Below are 13,521 nucleotides of genomic sequence, written 5' to 3' on the forward strand. Positions count from 1 at the left end.
CGGCGGCTGGACGGCCGATTATTCCGGACGGCTTGCCGCCGGCCGCGGCGACGCATGTCGAGATCGCGCCTCGATGACATGGCCATGATTTCCCCGCCCCGGTCGCATCACTGATGCCGGGAGAGGGCAAGATGGACGATGCGGAACAGCACGAGGCCGCCAGCGACGACCAGGTAGAGCCGCAACACGCCCATCCACAGCCGCTCGCGCGTACCGAGCCGGGGTGGCGCCAGGAGAGAAAGCGCCGGCATCCGCCAGTCCGCCCGGCCGGTCCGGTCGATCACCTGACGCCGCCCGCGCTTCATCATCGTCAGCGCGAACCAGATCGCGAGCGACGCTGCCGAGCCTCCACCCAGGATGGTGAGGATGACTGACGCCCCCATGGCAGGGAACAGGACCGAGACGGTCAGGATCACCGACAGCATCACCAGCACCGCAATGACAGCCCCGGTGAAGAGGTTGAGCCACGGCCCGTTGCGCCAGGGGCCAAGCACCGCCTCGTCATTGCAGAGCAGCAGCAGGAAGACCGTCGCGCTGGGCAGCAGCACGCCCGCCAGCGTCTGGACCGCATTGGTGAGAAGCCCCAGCGGCGTGCCCGGGACCAGCACGAGGACTGCCGCAATCGCGATCAGCCCCGCGAAGACAAGATAGAAGCCGATCGCCTGGGCCGGGCTGCGATGCAGCGAATGGTTGATCTCGAAGACATCGCCGATCGCATAGGCGGTGCTGAGCGAGACAGCCGCGGCGCCGATGATCGAGGCATCGATCAGCGCGATGGCAAAGAGCTTGCCCATCAGCGGACCGGCATGCGCTTCAAGGCCGTGGGCGACGGCGGCGGCATCCGTGAAGTTGCCAGCCTGGGCAGTGCCCTGGAAGGCCGCGGCGGAGAAGGCCATCATCGCTACGCCACCAATGATGACGAGGACGATACCGATCCATAGATCGACCTTTTCATAGGTGATGAAACGCGGGCCGATCCGCTTGTCGACGACATAGCTCTGCTGGAAGAACAGCTGCCAGGGCGCGACCGTCGTGCCGACAATGGCGATGATCAGCAACATCACATCCGCGAGATTGCCGCCCTTCGGCATGCCCGGAATGAAGAAATCGCGCGCGATCTGGCCGGCTGGCGGATGCACCTGAAGCGCAATCGGCACGAGCAGCAGACTGCCGAGCACCAGCACCATCATGAAGCGTTCGAACCTGCGGAAACTGCCCGTGCTTGCGGCAGCGATCACCATGACGGCTGCGGCGATCACGCCCCAGACCCTGGGCAGGCCGAGATAGTCGAGCCCAAGCGCCACGCCGATGAATTCGGTGACGATGGTGAGCGCATTGAGGAGGAAGAGATCGATGACGCTGAAGGCGCCCCAGAAGCGCCCGAAACGCTCGAAGATCAGCCGGGCATGGCCGACGCCAGTGACCGCGCCCAGGCGGAGCACCATCTCCTGGTTGACGAACAGTACCGGCACCAGCAGCAGCAATGTCCACAACAGGCCGGTGCCGTAATTCTGGCCGGCCTGCGTATAGGTGCCGAACGCACCGGCATCATTGTCCCCCACCATGACGATGAGCCCGGGGCCGACGATGGCGAGCAGCGTCATCAGACGCCGCCGCCAAGGCGCCCCGGCGACGGCACCGCTGGCCGCGATCGTGCCGAAGGCGCCCAGGATATCGCCGACATGCGCATCGTCGAGCTGCGCGCGCGGTGACGACGCGATACGTGCCTGGAGATTCATCACACAGACTCCCGCACCGGCGTCGACCGGCGCTCGGGCGACGACACGCCGGCGGCGCGGCGGCGATCGTCCCAGAGGCAGCGCAGCGATCCGTCCGCCGCGCGGACCCAGCGCGCGATCGGCCGCTTGCGGGCAATGGGCGCCACCGCCCGAGTATCATAATTGTTGAGGCGCACGAGGCGCAGTAGCAGGTGGGTCATGGCGACCTCCTTTCCTTCCGGGTTCATCAAGATCGAGCCCGGAAGAGGTCGCGCCGGATCAGCGGTATCGCTGCTCCCGGCGAAGCCATCCGGACCCGCGCAATCCACCGATCGTCGACAAAGCCGCTACGCGACTGTCGCTCTCGCTGGACAAGGGGCTAGATCGGGTCTTCATCATCATCCTGTCTTCGGTTCTGCAAAGCGGTTGCCATGCAGACCGAGCCGCGCTTGGCGACTCGATGGACACGCCCTATACCTACCGGGGGTATAGTATCAAGAGGAGAATTTTGGCCGTGAGCCATGTCGAAAAGGAAAAGAAGAAGCTGCTCAACCGCCTCAAACGGCTGAAGGGCCAGATCGAGGCGATCGAGCGCGCGATCGAGGAGGATCGCGAGTGCGCGCGCGTGCTCCAGCAGGCGACGGCCTGCCGCGGCGCGCTCGACGGATTCATCGGCGAGGTGATCGAGGATCATATCCGGGAGCACATGCTCGACCCTGCCGCGCCGCAGGGCGACCCGCGGACACAGGCAGCCGAGGAACTGATCGAGATCGTCCATGCCTATATCACCTGATCCGGCTTTCGCGCCGAGATCTGGCGCGGAAACGCTGGGCTGGAGCTCCGATCTACCAGCCATCACGGTCCAAGATGGCGGCTTTAGTTCGGCGCCTAGCACTACTCTGAACGACGGGAGCAAGCGAGATGGGGCGAGGTCGGCCTGTTGAGGTCCTGATTTTGACGGCGGATGAGCGCGAGTATCTGGAGCGTCAGGTACGACGCCATCGGGTGACGCGCTCGCTATCGGAGCGTTGCCGTATCGTTTTGCGCTGCGCCGATGGCCTGCAAAGCAAGCGAGTGGCAGCGGAACTGGGCGTTAGCGAGCATATGGTCGGCAAGTGGCGTCGGCGGTTTGTGGACGAGCGCATCGATGGGTTACTCGATGAGCCACGATCCGGCCGCCCTCGCTCGATCGACGACGATGCTGTCGCGGCGGTGATCGAACGGACGTTGCGAACGCTACCCGCTGATGCGACCCACTGGTCGATCCGTTCCATGGCGGCATCGGCTGGTCACTCCCATACGACGATCCGCCGGATGTGGAACGCCTTTGGGCTGCAACCCCACCGGGCGGAGACGTTCAAGCTGTCGACCGATCCGCTGTTCGTCGACAAGGTCAGAGACATTGTCGGCCTTTACCTTTCGCCGCCGACCCATGCCCTGATCCTGTGCGTCGACGAGAAGTCGCAGATCCAGGCGCTCGACCGTGAGCAACCCGTGTTGCCGATGATGCCCGGCATGCCCGAGCGACGCACGAACACCTATGTTCGGCATGGTACGACGTCGTTGTTTGCCGCCCTCGACATCGCCACCGGCGCAGTGATCGGCAAATGCTACAAGCGACATCGGGGCAACCGAGTTTCTCGATTTTCTCAAACAGATCGACGGCAATGTTCCAGACGGCCTCGACGTTCATATTGTCATGGACAATTATGCCACCCACAAGACGCCGACGATCAAGGCGTGGTTAGCGCGCAGGCCGCACTATCACGTCCATTTCACCCCAACATCGGCGTCGTGGATCAATCAGGTCGAGCGCTGGTTTGAACCGCTCCGGGTTTGCCGGAGGCTCCAACTCCTGAGAAGGTGGAGCCTGTATGAGCAAGACGACGAACAAGTTTGCACCTGAGGTCCGCGAGCGAGCGGTACGGATGGTGCTGGATCACGAGCACGATCACCCGTCGCGATGGGCAGCGATCATATCCATTGCCGAGAAGATCGGTTGTTCAGGCCACACGCTGCTGGAGGTGAAGAAGGCCGAGGTGAACAGCGGCAAGCGGGCGGGCGTCCCGACCGAGGTTGCCGACAAGGTGAAGGCGCTGGAGCGCGAGGTCCGTGAGCTGCGGCAGGCCAACGAGATTCTGCGCAAGGCGTCGGCATATTTTGCGCAGGCGGAGCTCGACCGCCCGTTCCGGCGATGATCGCTTTCATTGACGATCACCGCGATGCCTATGGGGTCGAGCCGATCTGCCGCGTTCTGCCGATCGCCCCATCCACCTATCACGAGCGCGTCGCGCAGCGACAGGATCCGACACGCCTGTCGGCGCGGGCGCAGCGCGATGTCGCCTTGAAGCCGGAGATCGCGCGCGTATTTGCCGAGAACTTCGCGGTCTACGGCGTACGCAAGGTCTGGCGGCATATGATGCGGGAGGGCTTTCCGATAGCGCGCTGCACCGTGCAACGGCTGATGCGCGAGATGGGCCTGGCAGGGGTGATCCGGGGCAAGCCGGTGCGCACGACCATCAGTGACAAAGCGGCGCCGTGCCCGCTCGATCACGTCAATCGCAGGTTCTACGCGCCAGCGCCGAACATGCTGTGGGTGTCGGACTTTACCTATGTCGCGACCTGGGCGGGGTTCGTCTACGTCGCCTTCGTCATCGATACCTACGCCAGGCGGATCGTCGGCTGGCGGGCCAGCAGGACGGCGCATGCCAGCTTCGTCCTCGATGCCCTGGAGCAGGCGCTTCACGATCGCCGGCCGGCCCATCGGGGCGGCCTCATCCATCACAGCGATCGGGGCTCGCAATACGTGTCCATCAAATACACCGAGCGCCTCGCCGAGGCCGGGATCGAACCCTCGGTCGGCAGCGTCGGTGACAGCTATGACAACGCTTTGGCCGAGACGATCAACGGCCTCTACAAGGCTGAGGTGATCCACAGGCGCGGGCCGTGGCGCAGCTTCGAAGCCGTCGAATACGCCACGCTCGAATGGGTCGACTGGTTCAACCATCGCCGGCTGCTGGAGCCTATCGGCAACATCCCGCCTGCCGAAGCCGAAGATCAATATTATGCTGCCGCAAGCAACCTCGATATGGCAGCGTGACTCACAACCCAAGGCCTCCGGCAGACCCGGCGCGGTTCAGTTCGCCGAGCTCACCCGCAAGCAAATCCAGCGCGGTGTTCACACCTCAACTGCCCAGTTGGAGGCCGATATCCGCAGCTTCATCGAGCGGCATAATGCCAACCCAAAACCCTTCCGATGGACAAAATCCGCTGACGATATCCTCGCCGCGATCAAACGATCCTGCCAAAAGACCGAGCAAAATTTATGTCCCGAACTTTAGATTCAGATGACTAGTGAGGAGCAGTTTGGCCCCTGCACCCGAGCAGGGTGCGATCGCCAGCGCCCAAAGCCAGCCATAGGCATCGCTGTTTAGCAGAAGCGACATTCAATCCTTAACCGGCGGCGGTCTATATTCTCCGGGTTAGGCTTAAGACGGGGTCGGGATCATGAATCGGTTTAGCTGCGCCTTGTACAAGGGGCTTGCGGTTACATGCAGCTCCACGCTGATGGCGGGAGGTCAACCCGTTGCAGCGGAAAGCGGCGATGGATGGAAGGTATTTCAGAGACCCTACGGCTGCGGAATAAGCCGATCCGGAACGAGTGACCTGTCGCCTGATCCCGTATTTTGGCGGCCCTTCCGAGGCAAGACCACAATCCTTCTTAAAATTGATATACCCAAGGGCGAAGTTGCGACGTCGGGTAACGCCTATGGTTTTGTAGAGCTGGATAAAATTCGACGCATTCCAATGCACATTAGCTGGGGAAGTGAGATCGACCCGTCAAAGACAGACTGGCCGTCGAAAAAACTATTTTCGATGAAATTGGAAAAAGACGCTGAGCGCGATTTTGGCCATGCTCTAACAATTGCAAATTCTGGTCGAGTAATAGTGAAGAACGATCAGATTGCGATTACTCTTCCCGACTTGGCAGCATGGCAACAGGCGGATGGATGCCTCGAAAGAGTAGGTTCAGCGCTTCTCACGTCCGCACCCCCTCCATATCGCGACGGCTCGCGACCCGATCGCAATTTGCCAGTGCCGCGCGGGGCTGGATCTTGGATCAATTCCAATGCCTATCCGCCGAAAGCATTGGAAAATAACATGGAGGGCGATGTCAGAATAACGGTAATAGTAGATAAATACGGGTATCCATTGGAATGCAATGTTACTCAGGGCTCTGGGACAAACATTCTTGATGATGCCACTTGCCCGCATATCATTAGGGCAGCTCACTTTTATCCGGCCCTTAATACTGTAGGCATCGCTTCGGACAGCAAATGGGAAACCATCATTAAGTGGCGCGTACCATGAAACACACGAATTTACGCAGCTCGTGGCTTTAATTCTCACGATTATTCTTCTACAGGTATAAAGTCACACCTCCCCAGAAGCTGGCAGTTGCCTATTCGCCATTTTTGCCGTTCAGCAACACGAACAACGAGCGCTGCATCTGATAGCGGACCGGTGGGATTCGGCAGGGCAAGCTGCCCGGCCGGGTGCGCCCAAACCTTACCTTGCGCGAGTTGGACTGGGTTGCGCTGAACCTGCCCTTCGTTCACGTTCGAAAGATGGATCGACCAGCAAAACCCACGCGAACCTTTGCGGGCCCATTGATAGCAGTCGTGATCCTCGTGGTAGTTTTCGGCGGCACCGTCCTGCTCGCACTGGGTGACGCCTGAGATCGCATCGACCTCCAGCATTCAGTTGGGGTCGTTAAGTAGGCAAAAGTAATTGTTCGCAAGCAGACTTCCTTCGTTTCCGCGGCCGCGTTCGCTGACGAAGATTATCGGGGACCGCTTCAACATTGAGCGCTGAGCACTCTGAACCACTGCGTTGACGTAGTGAGCGTCCAGCCTCCGCGCGTTCAGCAAGTGGTGGCCAAGGACCGCTGACTCCTCTTTGCGGCCAAAAGCAGACAATTCGCCAACCACGAGTTACAGACATCCCGGCCCGATAGAGGAAACCGCGCGTGGAACGGAAACGCTCGTACGCGGCATCACCCGCGTCGGAGGACGGTCCTTATCCCGCCAGATCTGCAGACTATTCGGGCTGAGCTCTTACACCGCACGGGTCAGCGAGTAACGGCCAAAGCCACACCCAGCGTCGGAACGGCAACAGAAAGACTCAGTCGCGAATTTTGAGTGTGTCGCCGTCGCGCTCGATCAAGCTTGCGCCACCATTGTAGCGAATATGATTCAACGCCATTCGCAGACATTTCTTGTCGCTGTCGATTTGCCGCTCGACCCACCGACGCCACGCCGGGTCCGCGAGCGCGATGCGTTCTGCATCGAGAATGCTCGCATCGTGCTCGACCCGAAGGTCTTTGATAAGCATGATCCAGCGGTTGCGATCTTCCATACGACACACGCTAGATCACCGAATGGCCGCTTTCCATCACTCATTACCGTTCCCGACCAAGCTCTGCCGGGCGGCAAGCGCGAGGTTTTCACCATTAGGGCGGACCGCCCTTCAGAACCGGCCCATCGGTGACAGGGGTGGGGTTCGCGTAGCGGGCGCGGAGAATGCTGAGAAGGTCCTGCCGGCGACACAGGCGACTGGGATGACAAACACCACCACAAACAAACAGCTTGCCAGCGCAAAATGATTGAGGCCGGGAAAGACCTCTGCGCCCTCTGCGCAAACCCGTCTCGTTGCTGCGACCGGGGCAAGGACGTGAAGGTCGATCCGCCCTATTTGGGGTGAAGTGTCCGCACGTCGATCACCCGGTCGATCAGCGAATCGTCGACCGGAATCTGGCCGTCGAGCATCAGCATCGACAGCCCATGGACAAGCGCCCAGGCCTGGAGCGCGATGACCTGCGCGTCGCCGCCCTTCCCCTCGGCTACCATCGCCGCATTGGCGCGCAGGAAGGCCATCGCATCGTCCTCGTCCCGTTTCTCGTCTTCGTGCAGCGAATGCGGGGCCGAGTCGGGATTGGCGAAGATCAGACGGAACAGCCCGGGATTGGCGAGCGCGAAGCGGACATAGGCGGCCCCCGAGGCATTGAATCCCGCGACGCCGCCACTCGCCGCATCGAAGACTGCGTGCTGCGCCTCAGCCAGCCGGGCAAGCCCCTCCCCTGCCAGCGCCGCCATCAGCGCGCCCTTGTCCGGGAAATGACGATAGACCGCTGTCGCGCTTACCCCGACGGCGCGGGCGACCTCGCGCAGCGACAGGTCGTCGGCGGCGCGCGCCTCCAATAATCTGAGCCCGGCCTCGACCAGCGCCGAGCGCAGATCGCCGTGATGATAGGCCTTTTTCGGCGGGACGGATTTGGATGTTGACACTGTTACCTTCGAGCCATAATGTGAACACCGTAAACTTTGAGGCGTGGAGGCCATCATGGCAAGCATCATCGAAACCGCAATCCGCAGCACGGTGACCAAGGGCATCGGCGTGGTCGCCGAGTTCAACCGCAAGCGGATGGACGTGGCGACCGACCATCCCTTCCTGACCGGCATCCACGAGCCGATGCGCGAGGAACTGACGCTTGAGGACCTGCCCGTCACCGGCACGATCCCCGCCGCGCTCGACGGCCGCTATCTTCGGATCGGCCCGAATCCGATCGATCCGGATCCGGCCGGCCATCACTGGTTCACCGGCGACGGCATGGTCCACGGTATCGCGGTCAAGGACGGCAAGGCGCTGTGGTATCGCAACCGCTGGATCCGGTCGAAAAAGGCCGCCGCCGCCATGGGCGTGCCCGCCGCGCCGGGGCCGCGCCACGGCGTGTCGGACAATGTGAACACCAATGTGCTGGGCATTGCCGGGCGCACCTTCGCGCTGGTCGAGGCGGGCAGCTATCCGGTCGAGCTGTCGGACACGCTCGAGGAGCAGACCTTCAACCCGTTCGACGACACGCTGGCGGGCAGCTTCACCGCGCATCCGCATCTCGACCCGCTGACAGGCGAGCAGCACGCGATCGCCTATGACGCGACCAGTCCGGAAGTCGTGCGCCATGTGGTCATCTCACCCGAGGGCAAGGTGATCCGCGAGGAGCCGATCGCCGTGAAGCACGGGCCGTCGATCCACGACTGCGCGATCACGGCGCGCTACGCGCTGGTGCTCGACCTGCCAGTGACCTTTTCGATGAAGGCGCTGATCGGGGGGCACACATTCCCCTATCGGTGGAACCCGGAACATCAGGCGCGGATCGGGCTGTTGCCGAGGAACGCCAGCGGCGACGAGACGATCTGGGTCGATGTCGACCCCTGCTACATCTTCCATGTCGCCAATGCGTTCGACACGGCGGACGGCAAGGTGATCCTCGACGCGGTGGTTTATGACACGATGTTCGCGGACAGCGCCGTCGGGCCGGACGCAACGTCGCGCGGGCTTGAACGCTGGACGATCGACCCGGCGACGAAGACCGTCGAGCGCCGCACGATCGATTCGACGCCGCAGGAATTCCCGCGGCCCGACGAGCGGCGCTTCGGCCAGCCCTATCGCTATGCCTGGACGATGGGCCTGCCGAACAAGGACCAGGCATTCATTGGCGAGACCTTCATCCTCAAGCACGACCTGGAGACGGGCGCGCGCGAGGTGCACGAGTTCGGCGAAGGCCGCTATCCGGGCGAATTCGTGTTCGTACCCGCCTCCCCCGACGCAACCGAGGGCGAAGGATGGTTGATCGGGCTGGTCGTCGACCTGCCGAACGAGACGACGGATCTCGTCATCATCGACGCACAGGCCTTTGCCGACGCACCGGTGGCGAGCATCCGCATCCCGCACCGAGTCCCGCCGGGGTTCCACGGAAACTGGGTGGCCGCAGCCTAGCGCCTCCTCCCCGGGGAACCGGGGAGGAATGCCCCCAAAGTTTTCCTTGATTGCGGGAAAAGCCATTTTCCCGCATGGGAGCGCTCCAATTCCGCAATCACTGGACGAAGACCATGGCCGCAAAATGGGCCCCCGACAGCTGGACCAAGGCCGAAGCACGTCAGCTTCCGACCTATCCCGACACCGCCGCGCTCGATGCGGCGACCGAGACCCTGGCCAGCTTTCCCCCGCTCGTCTTCGCCGGCGAGGCGCGCAACCTGACCGCCGACCTGGCGCGAGTCGTCGAGGGCAAGGCATTCCTGCTGCAGGGCGGCGACTGCGCCGAATCCTTCGCCGAGCATAGCGCGAACAACATCCGCGACACGTTCCGCGTGATCCTGCAGATGGCGGTCGTCCTGACCTTCGCGTCGAAGCTGCCGGTGGTGAAGCTGGGTCGTATGGCGGGCCAGTTCGCCAAGCCGCGGTCGGCCGACATCGAAGTGCAGGACGGCGTCGAGCTGCCCGCCTATCGCGGCGACATCGTCAACGACATCGCCTTCACCGCCGATGGCCGGGCGCCCGACCCGCAGCGGATGATCCGCGCCTATAGCCAGTCGGCGGCGACGCTGAACCTGCTGCGCGCCTTTGCCGGCGGCGGCTATGCCAATCTGGCGCAAGTGCATCGCTGGACCCATGACTTCATGGGCCGCAGCCCCTGGGCGAAGAAATTCTCCGAGACCGCCGACCGGATCGGCGAGGCGCTCGAGTTCATGGCCGCCTGCGGAATCAACCCGGAGACGGTGCCGCAGCTTGCCGAGACTCATTTCTACACCAGCCACGAGGCGCTGCTGCTCAAGTACGAGCAGGCGCTGACCCGGCAGGATTCACTGACCGGCGACTGGTACGACACCAGCGCGCATTTCCTGTGGATCGGCGACCGCACCCGCTTCGAGGGATCGGCGCATGTCGAATATCTGCGCGGGATCGGCAACCCGATCGGCATGAAGTGCGGCCCGAGCCTTGAGCCCGACGCGCTGCTGCGCATGCTCGACACGCTCAACCCGGCACGCATTCCTGGCCGGATGACCCTGATCACGCGCTATGGCCATGACAAGATCGAGGCCGGCCTGCCCAAGCTGGTCCGCGCGGTGCTGCGCGAGGGCCATCCGGTGGTGTGGAGCTGCGACCCGATGCACGGCAACGTCATCAAGGCGGCGAACGGCTACAAGACGCGGCCGTTCGACCGGATCCTGGCCGAGGTGCGCGGCTTCTTCGCGGTTCACCGCGCCGAAGGCTCAATCGCGGGCGGCATCCATGCCGAGATGACCGGGCAGAATGTGACCGAATGCACCGGCGGCGCGGTCGACGTGACCGAGCAGTCGCTGGCCGACCGGTATCACACGCATTGCGACCCGCGACTCAACGCCGGGCAGAGCCTTGAGCTGGCGTTCCTGCTGGCCGAGATGCTGAACGTCGAGATGGCGGAGCGGCGCCGCGCTGCGGCCTGATCGCCGCATAATCATCACTGAAATCAATTAGCTGCATCCGGGCATCACGCCCGGGTGCAGTTTTTTCGTGCGCCCTCGAAAATAAAGTACACAAATCACAAATCTTGGATGCAATTCTTCCATTGCACCAGGCTCACTCGCATGACATTCAATATCCTATAGGTTCGTAAAAGAACCAGAACCAGGGGAGAGCATGTCATGAAGAGATTGTTCCTGCTTGCCGCCGCCGCTGCGCCGCTCGCGCTGCTGTCGATGCCGGCCCATACCCAACAGGCACCGGGCCAAGCTTTTGCCGTCGACGCGCAGCCGGCGATGCCGACCAAAACCACGCGCACCGGCAAGCACGTCAACCGCATCATCGACATGTGGATGAAAGGCCAGCCGGTCTATTACACCCAGATCTCCGGCGGCGGGTACGAAGAGGGCAAGAAGCAGGCGGCGACCAAGGCCGACTATATCACCTATGAAATGGAGCATGGGCCGCTCGATTTCAAAGAGCTGCACGACTTCATGCGCGGCCTGGTCGATGCCGGGCCGACCCGCACCGGCCACCGCACCCCCGCCGTGATCGTCACGCTGCCGATCCAGGGCACGCCCGATGCCGTGCGCGCCAACACCTGGATGATCCAGCAGGCGCTCGCCGCCGGGGTGCACGGCATCCTGCTGTGCAACGCCGAATCGCCCGAAGCGGCCAAGATCATGATCGAGGCGGCGCGCTATCCCTTCGCGCCCATAGTGCAGGGCCTCGCCCAGGGTTTCCGCGGCAATGGCAGCCAGGCATGGGCGTCGGAAGTCTGGGGCGTTTCGCAGAACGAGTATCTGCGCCTGGCCGAGCCCTGGCCGCTCAACCCCGATGGCGAACTGATCTTCGGCGTGAAGATCGAGAATCCCCGCGCCGACGCCAATGTCGAATCCACGGTGCGCACGCCGGGACTGGCCTTTGCCGAATGGGGACCCGGCGACCATGGCTTCTTCCTGATGGGCGCACCCAAGCCGCGCGCGCCCGGCGCCGCCTTCGAGGGGTATCCGCCGTCGATGCTGGCAGTGCGTGCGCGCGTGCTGGCGGCGACCAAGGCGAACGGCTTGCGCTTCCTGAATTCCTGCGGAGAGCGGGACGTGATCGACCAGATCAGGGATGGCGTGATGATCTGCACCGGCGGTGACACGCCGGCCGCTGACAAGGGCCGGGCCTATACCAAGCGGACCGATCCTTCCTGACCCGCCGCACCACGATATGGGCAGGCCGCGCCGGGAGGGCGCGGCCTGCATTTCAATGAAAGAGGGACGCCCATGATCAAGACCAGGATCAGCCTTGCCGCCGTCGCCATCGCGCTGGCGATGCCCGCCGGACTTTCGGCGCAGATCGCCGTCTCCGCCAATGACGGCAAGCAGCTTCGCCCCGGCGACACAGGACGGACCGCCGACAGCGTCTCCGTGATCGACCTGCGCAGCTATCCACCGAGGACGATCGGCACGGTCGCGGCACCAGCCAGCATGATCGGCGCGCCTGCCGCCGTGGCGGTAGCACGCAACGGCGGCTTCGCGCTGGTTTCCGCCGCGCAACGGCTGAAGACTGACGGCACGCTTGAGCTGAACGACCAAGTCTCGGTGATCGATCTGGCAAGCATAACCGCGCCCGCGGTGGCGCAGACGGTGCAGGCCGGCCCGGGCGCGAGCGGCGTGACCATCAACCGCGCGGGCACGCTTGCGCTGGTCGCCAGCACGGGCGACGACACGGTCTCGATCTTCACGATCAGGGGCAAACACCTGACGCCGGCCGGCAAGGTTCAGCTGGCCGCCAAGGCAAGGCCGACCGACGTGGTGTTCCTGCCCAACGGCAAGGGCGCAATCGCCGTCGCGCAGAGCGCCGGGCAGCTGGTGCGGCTTTCGGTGGCGGGCGATAGCGTAAAAATCGCGGGCGAGCCGATCTCCACTGGCGTGCAACCCTATGGCGTCACGGTGAGCCCCGACAGCCGCTACGCCTATAACACCAACCTGCAGGGCAATGCGCCGCCCGCCGGCACGACGACACCCCGCGGGCCGCGCGTCGGCACTGTCACCGCGACTGACCTCGCGACGGGCCATGTCGACTCAGTCGAAGTAGGGTTCACGCCCGAACACCTGACCCTGTCGCGCGACGGACGCTATCTGGCGGTCGTCGTCCACAACGGATCGGGTGGAACGCCGGGTTCGCCGGGCTATTGGCCGAACGGCGCGCTGAAGATCTATGGCGTGAAGGGCACGACGCTGACCCCGATCACCGAGGCGAAGACCGGTGCCTGGTGCCAGGGCGCGACCTTCAGCGACGATGCACGGACGCTGTTGCTGCAATGCGCGCTCCACAAGAACATCGAGGTGTACCGGTTCAACGGCAAGGCACTCACCCGGGACGAAGCGGCGACGCTTCAATTCGACGCGCGCCCGGGCGCGATCGCGACCGCGAACAGCCGATGACGAATGCCCTGCCCGGCCCCCGCGCA

General features: G+C 63.4%; 12 protein-coding genes, 2 pseudogenes and 1 other annotated feature. Of the genes and pseudogenes, 9 read left to right on the forward strand and 5 right to left on the reverse strand.

Annotated features, from left to right (window positions below; all coding sequences use genetic code 11):
• Nucleotides 1-107: 107 nt before the first annotated feature.
• Both NDN01_RS12930 and NDN01_RS12935 read right to left on the reverse strand, forming a co-directional pair.
• Nucleotides 108-1,739, reverse strand: a complete 1,632-nt coding sequence (locus NDN01_RS12930) for an NRAMP family divalent metal transporter (protein ID WP_272627981.1) — start codon at nt 1,737-1,739, stop codon at nt 108-110.
• On the reverse strand, nt 1,739-1,939 hold the full coding sequence (locus NDN01_RS12935; protein ID WP_272627983.1) for a hypothetical protein: 201 nt from the start codon (nt 1,937-1,939) through the stop codon (nt 1,739-1,741). Before NDN01_RS12935 ends, NDN01_RS12930 begins: the two co-directional genes overlap by 1 nt.
• Nucleotides 1,940-2,232: 293 nt before the next feature.
• Here NDN01_RS12935 and NDN01_RS12940 point away from each other — a divergent pair, with 293 nt between their 5' ends.
• From NDN01_RS12940 to NDN01_RS12960, 5 genes and pseudogenes are all read left to right on the forward strand, one after another.
• Nucleotides 2,233-2,511 carry a metal/formaldehyde-sensitive transcriptional repressor gene (locus tag NDN01_RS12940; RefSeq protein WP_272627985.1) on the forward strand — a complete coding sequence of 93 codons (279 nt, stop codon included), beginning with the start codon at nt 2,233-2,235 and terminating at the stop codon, nt 2,509-2,511.
• Between the two features lie 128 nt (nt 2,512-2,639).
• Nucleotides 2,640-3,549, forward strand: a pseudogene (locus NDN01_RS12945) (IS630 family transposase); the annotation flags it as partial.
• Nucleotides 3,550-3,592: 43 nt separating this feature from the next.
• A protein-coding gene (locus NDN01_RS12950) for an IS3 family transposase (RefSeq protein WP_272627987.1) occupies nt 3,593-4,818 on the forward strand; the annotation gives its coding sequence in 2 pieces (ribosomal slippage) (nt 3,593-3,878 and nt 3,878-4,818; 1,227 coding nt in all).
• Nucleotides 3,871-3,987 (forward strand) — a sequence feature (AL1L pseudoknot). Its footprint overlaps the gene before it by 117 nt.
• Nucleotides 4,819-4,858: 40 nt before the next feature.
• Nucleotides 4,859-5,059: pseudogene (locus NDN01_RS12955) on the forward strand (IS630 family transposase); the annotation flags it as partial.
• Between the two features lie 166 nt (nt 5,060-5,225).
• Entirely contained in the window at nt 5,226-6,089 is an 864-nt protein-coding gene (locus NDN01_RS12960; RefSeq protein ID WP_272621831.1) for an energy transducer TonB, read from the forward strand.
• Nucleotides 6,090-6,130: 41 nt separating this feature from the next.
• On the opposite strand, the gene NDN01_RS12965 is transcribed toward NDN01_RS12960, so the two are convergent.
• From NDN01_RS12965 to NDN01_RS12975, 3 genes are all read right to left on the reverse strand, one after another.
• The gene (locus tag NDN01_RS12965) at nt 6,131-6,478 is read right to left on the reverse strand and encodes a hypothetical protein (protein WP_272621832.1); all 348 of its coding nucleotides are present in this window, start codon (nt 6,476-6,478) and stop codon (nt 6,131-6,133) included.
• A gap of 424 nt (nt 6,479-6,902) precedes the next feature.
• Nucleotides 6,903-7,136 (reverse strand): hypothetical protein, encoded by a 234-nt coding sequence (locus tag NDN01_RS12970; RefSeq protein ID WP_272621833.1) that lies wholly within the window; start codon nt 7,134-7,136, stop codon nt 6,903-6,905.
• Between the two features lie 332 nt (nt 7,137-7,468).
• Nucleotides 7,469-8,065 (reverse strand): TetR/AcrR family transcriptional regulator, encoded by a 597-nt coding sequence (locus NDN01_RS12975; RefSeq protein WP_272621834.1) that lies wholly within the window; start codon nt 8,063-8,065, stop codon nt 7,469-7,471.
• Nucleotides 8,066-8,120: 55 nt separating this feature from the next.
• Here NDN01_RS12975 and NDN01_RS12980 point away from each other — a divergent pair, with 55 nt between their 5' ends.
• From NDN01_RS12980 to NDN01_RS12995, 4 genes are all read left to right on the forward strand, one after another.
• Nucleotides 8,121-9,554 carry an 8'-apo-carotenoid 13,14-cleaving dioxygenase gene (locus tag NDN01_RS12980; RefSeq protein ID WP_272621835.1) on the forward strand — a complete coding sequence of 478 codons (1,434 nt, stop codon included), beginning with the start codon at nt 8,121-8,123 and terminating at the stop codon, nt 9,552-9,554.
• A 113-nt stretch (nt 9,555-9,667) separates the two neighbouring features.
• Nucleotides 9,668-11,041, forward strand: coding sequence for a class II 3-deoxy-7-phosphoheptulonate synthase (locus tag NDN01_RS12985; protein ID WP_272628194.1), 1,374 nt, complete (start codon nt 9,668-9,670; stop codon nt 11,039-11,041).
• Between the two features lie 198 nt (nt 11,042-11,239).
• Entirely contained in the window at nt 11,240-12,259 is a 1,020-nt protein-coding gene (locus NDN01_RS12990) for a hypothetical protein (protein WP_272621836.1), read from the forward strand.
• A gap of 72 nt (nt 12,260-12,331) precedes the next feature.
• Nucleotides 12,332-13,495 carry a YncE family protein gene (locus tag NDN01_RS12995; RefSeq protein WP_272621837.1) on the forward strand — a complete coding sequence of 388 codons (1,164 nt, stop codon included), beginning with the start codon at nt 12,332-12,334 and terminating at the stop codon, nt 13,493-13,495.
• The last annotated feature ends 26 nt before the right edge of the window (nt 13,496-13,521 follow it).

It is taken from the genome of Sphingomonas sp. QA11, from assembly GCF_028473665.1.
GTDB classification, from domain to species: domain Bacteria; phylum Pseudomonadota; class Alphaproteobacteria; order Sphingomonadales; family Sphingomonadaceae; genus Sphingomonas; species Sphingomonas phytovorans.

Excerpts from the sequence above, each read along its gene's own strand:
- NDN01_RS12930 (WP_272627981.1), bottom strand. The coding sequence starts at position 1,739 with ATGAATCTCCAGGCACGTATCGCGTCGTCACCGCGCGCGCAGCTCGAC.
- NDN01_RS12935 (WP_272627983.1), bottom strand. The coding sequence starts at position 1,939 with ATGACCCACCTGCTACTGCGCCTCGTGCGCCTCAACAATTATGATACT.
- NDN01_RS12960 (WP_272621831.1), top strand. The coding sequence starts at position 5,226 with ATGAATCGGTTTAGCTGCGCCTTGTACAAGGGGCTTGCGGTTACATGC.
- NDN01_RS12965 (WP_272621832.1), bottom strand. The coding sequence starts at position 6,478 with ATGCTGGAGGTCGATGCGATCTCAGGCGTCACCCAGTGCGAGCAGGAC.
- NDN01_RS12970 (WP_272621833.1), bottom strand. The coding sequence starts at position 7,136 with ATGGAAGATCGCAACCGCTGGATCATGCTTATCAAAGACCTTCGGGTC.
- NDN01_RS12980 (WP_272621835.1), top strand. The coding sequence starts at position 8,121 with ATGGCAAGCATCATCGAAACCGCAATCCGCAGCACGGTGACCAAGGGC.
- NDN01_RS12985 (WP_272628194.1), top strand. The coding sequence starts at position 9,668 with ATGGCCGCAAAATGGGCCCCCGACAGCTGGACCAAGGCCGAAGCACGT.
- NDN01_RS12990 (WP_272621836.1), top strand. The coding sequence starts at position 11,240 with ATGAAGAGATTGTTCCTGCTTGCCGCCGCCGCTGCGCCGCTCGCGCTG.
- NDN01_RS12995 (WP_272621837.1), top strand. The coding sequence starts at position 12,332 with ATGATCAAGACCAGGATCAGCCTTGCCGCCGTCGCCATCGCGCTGGCG.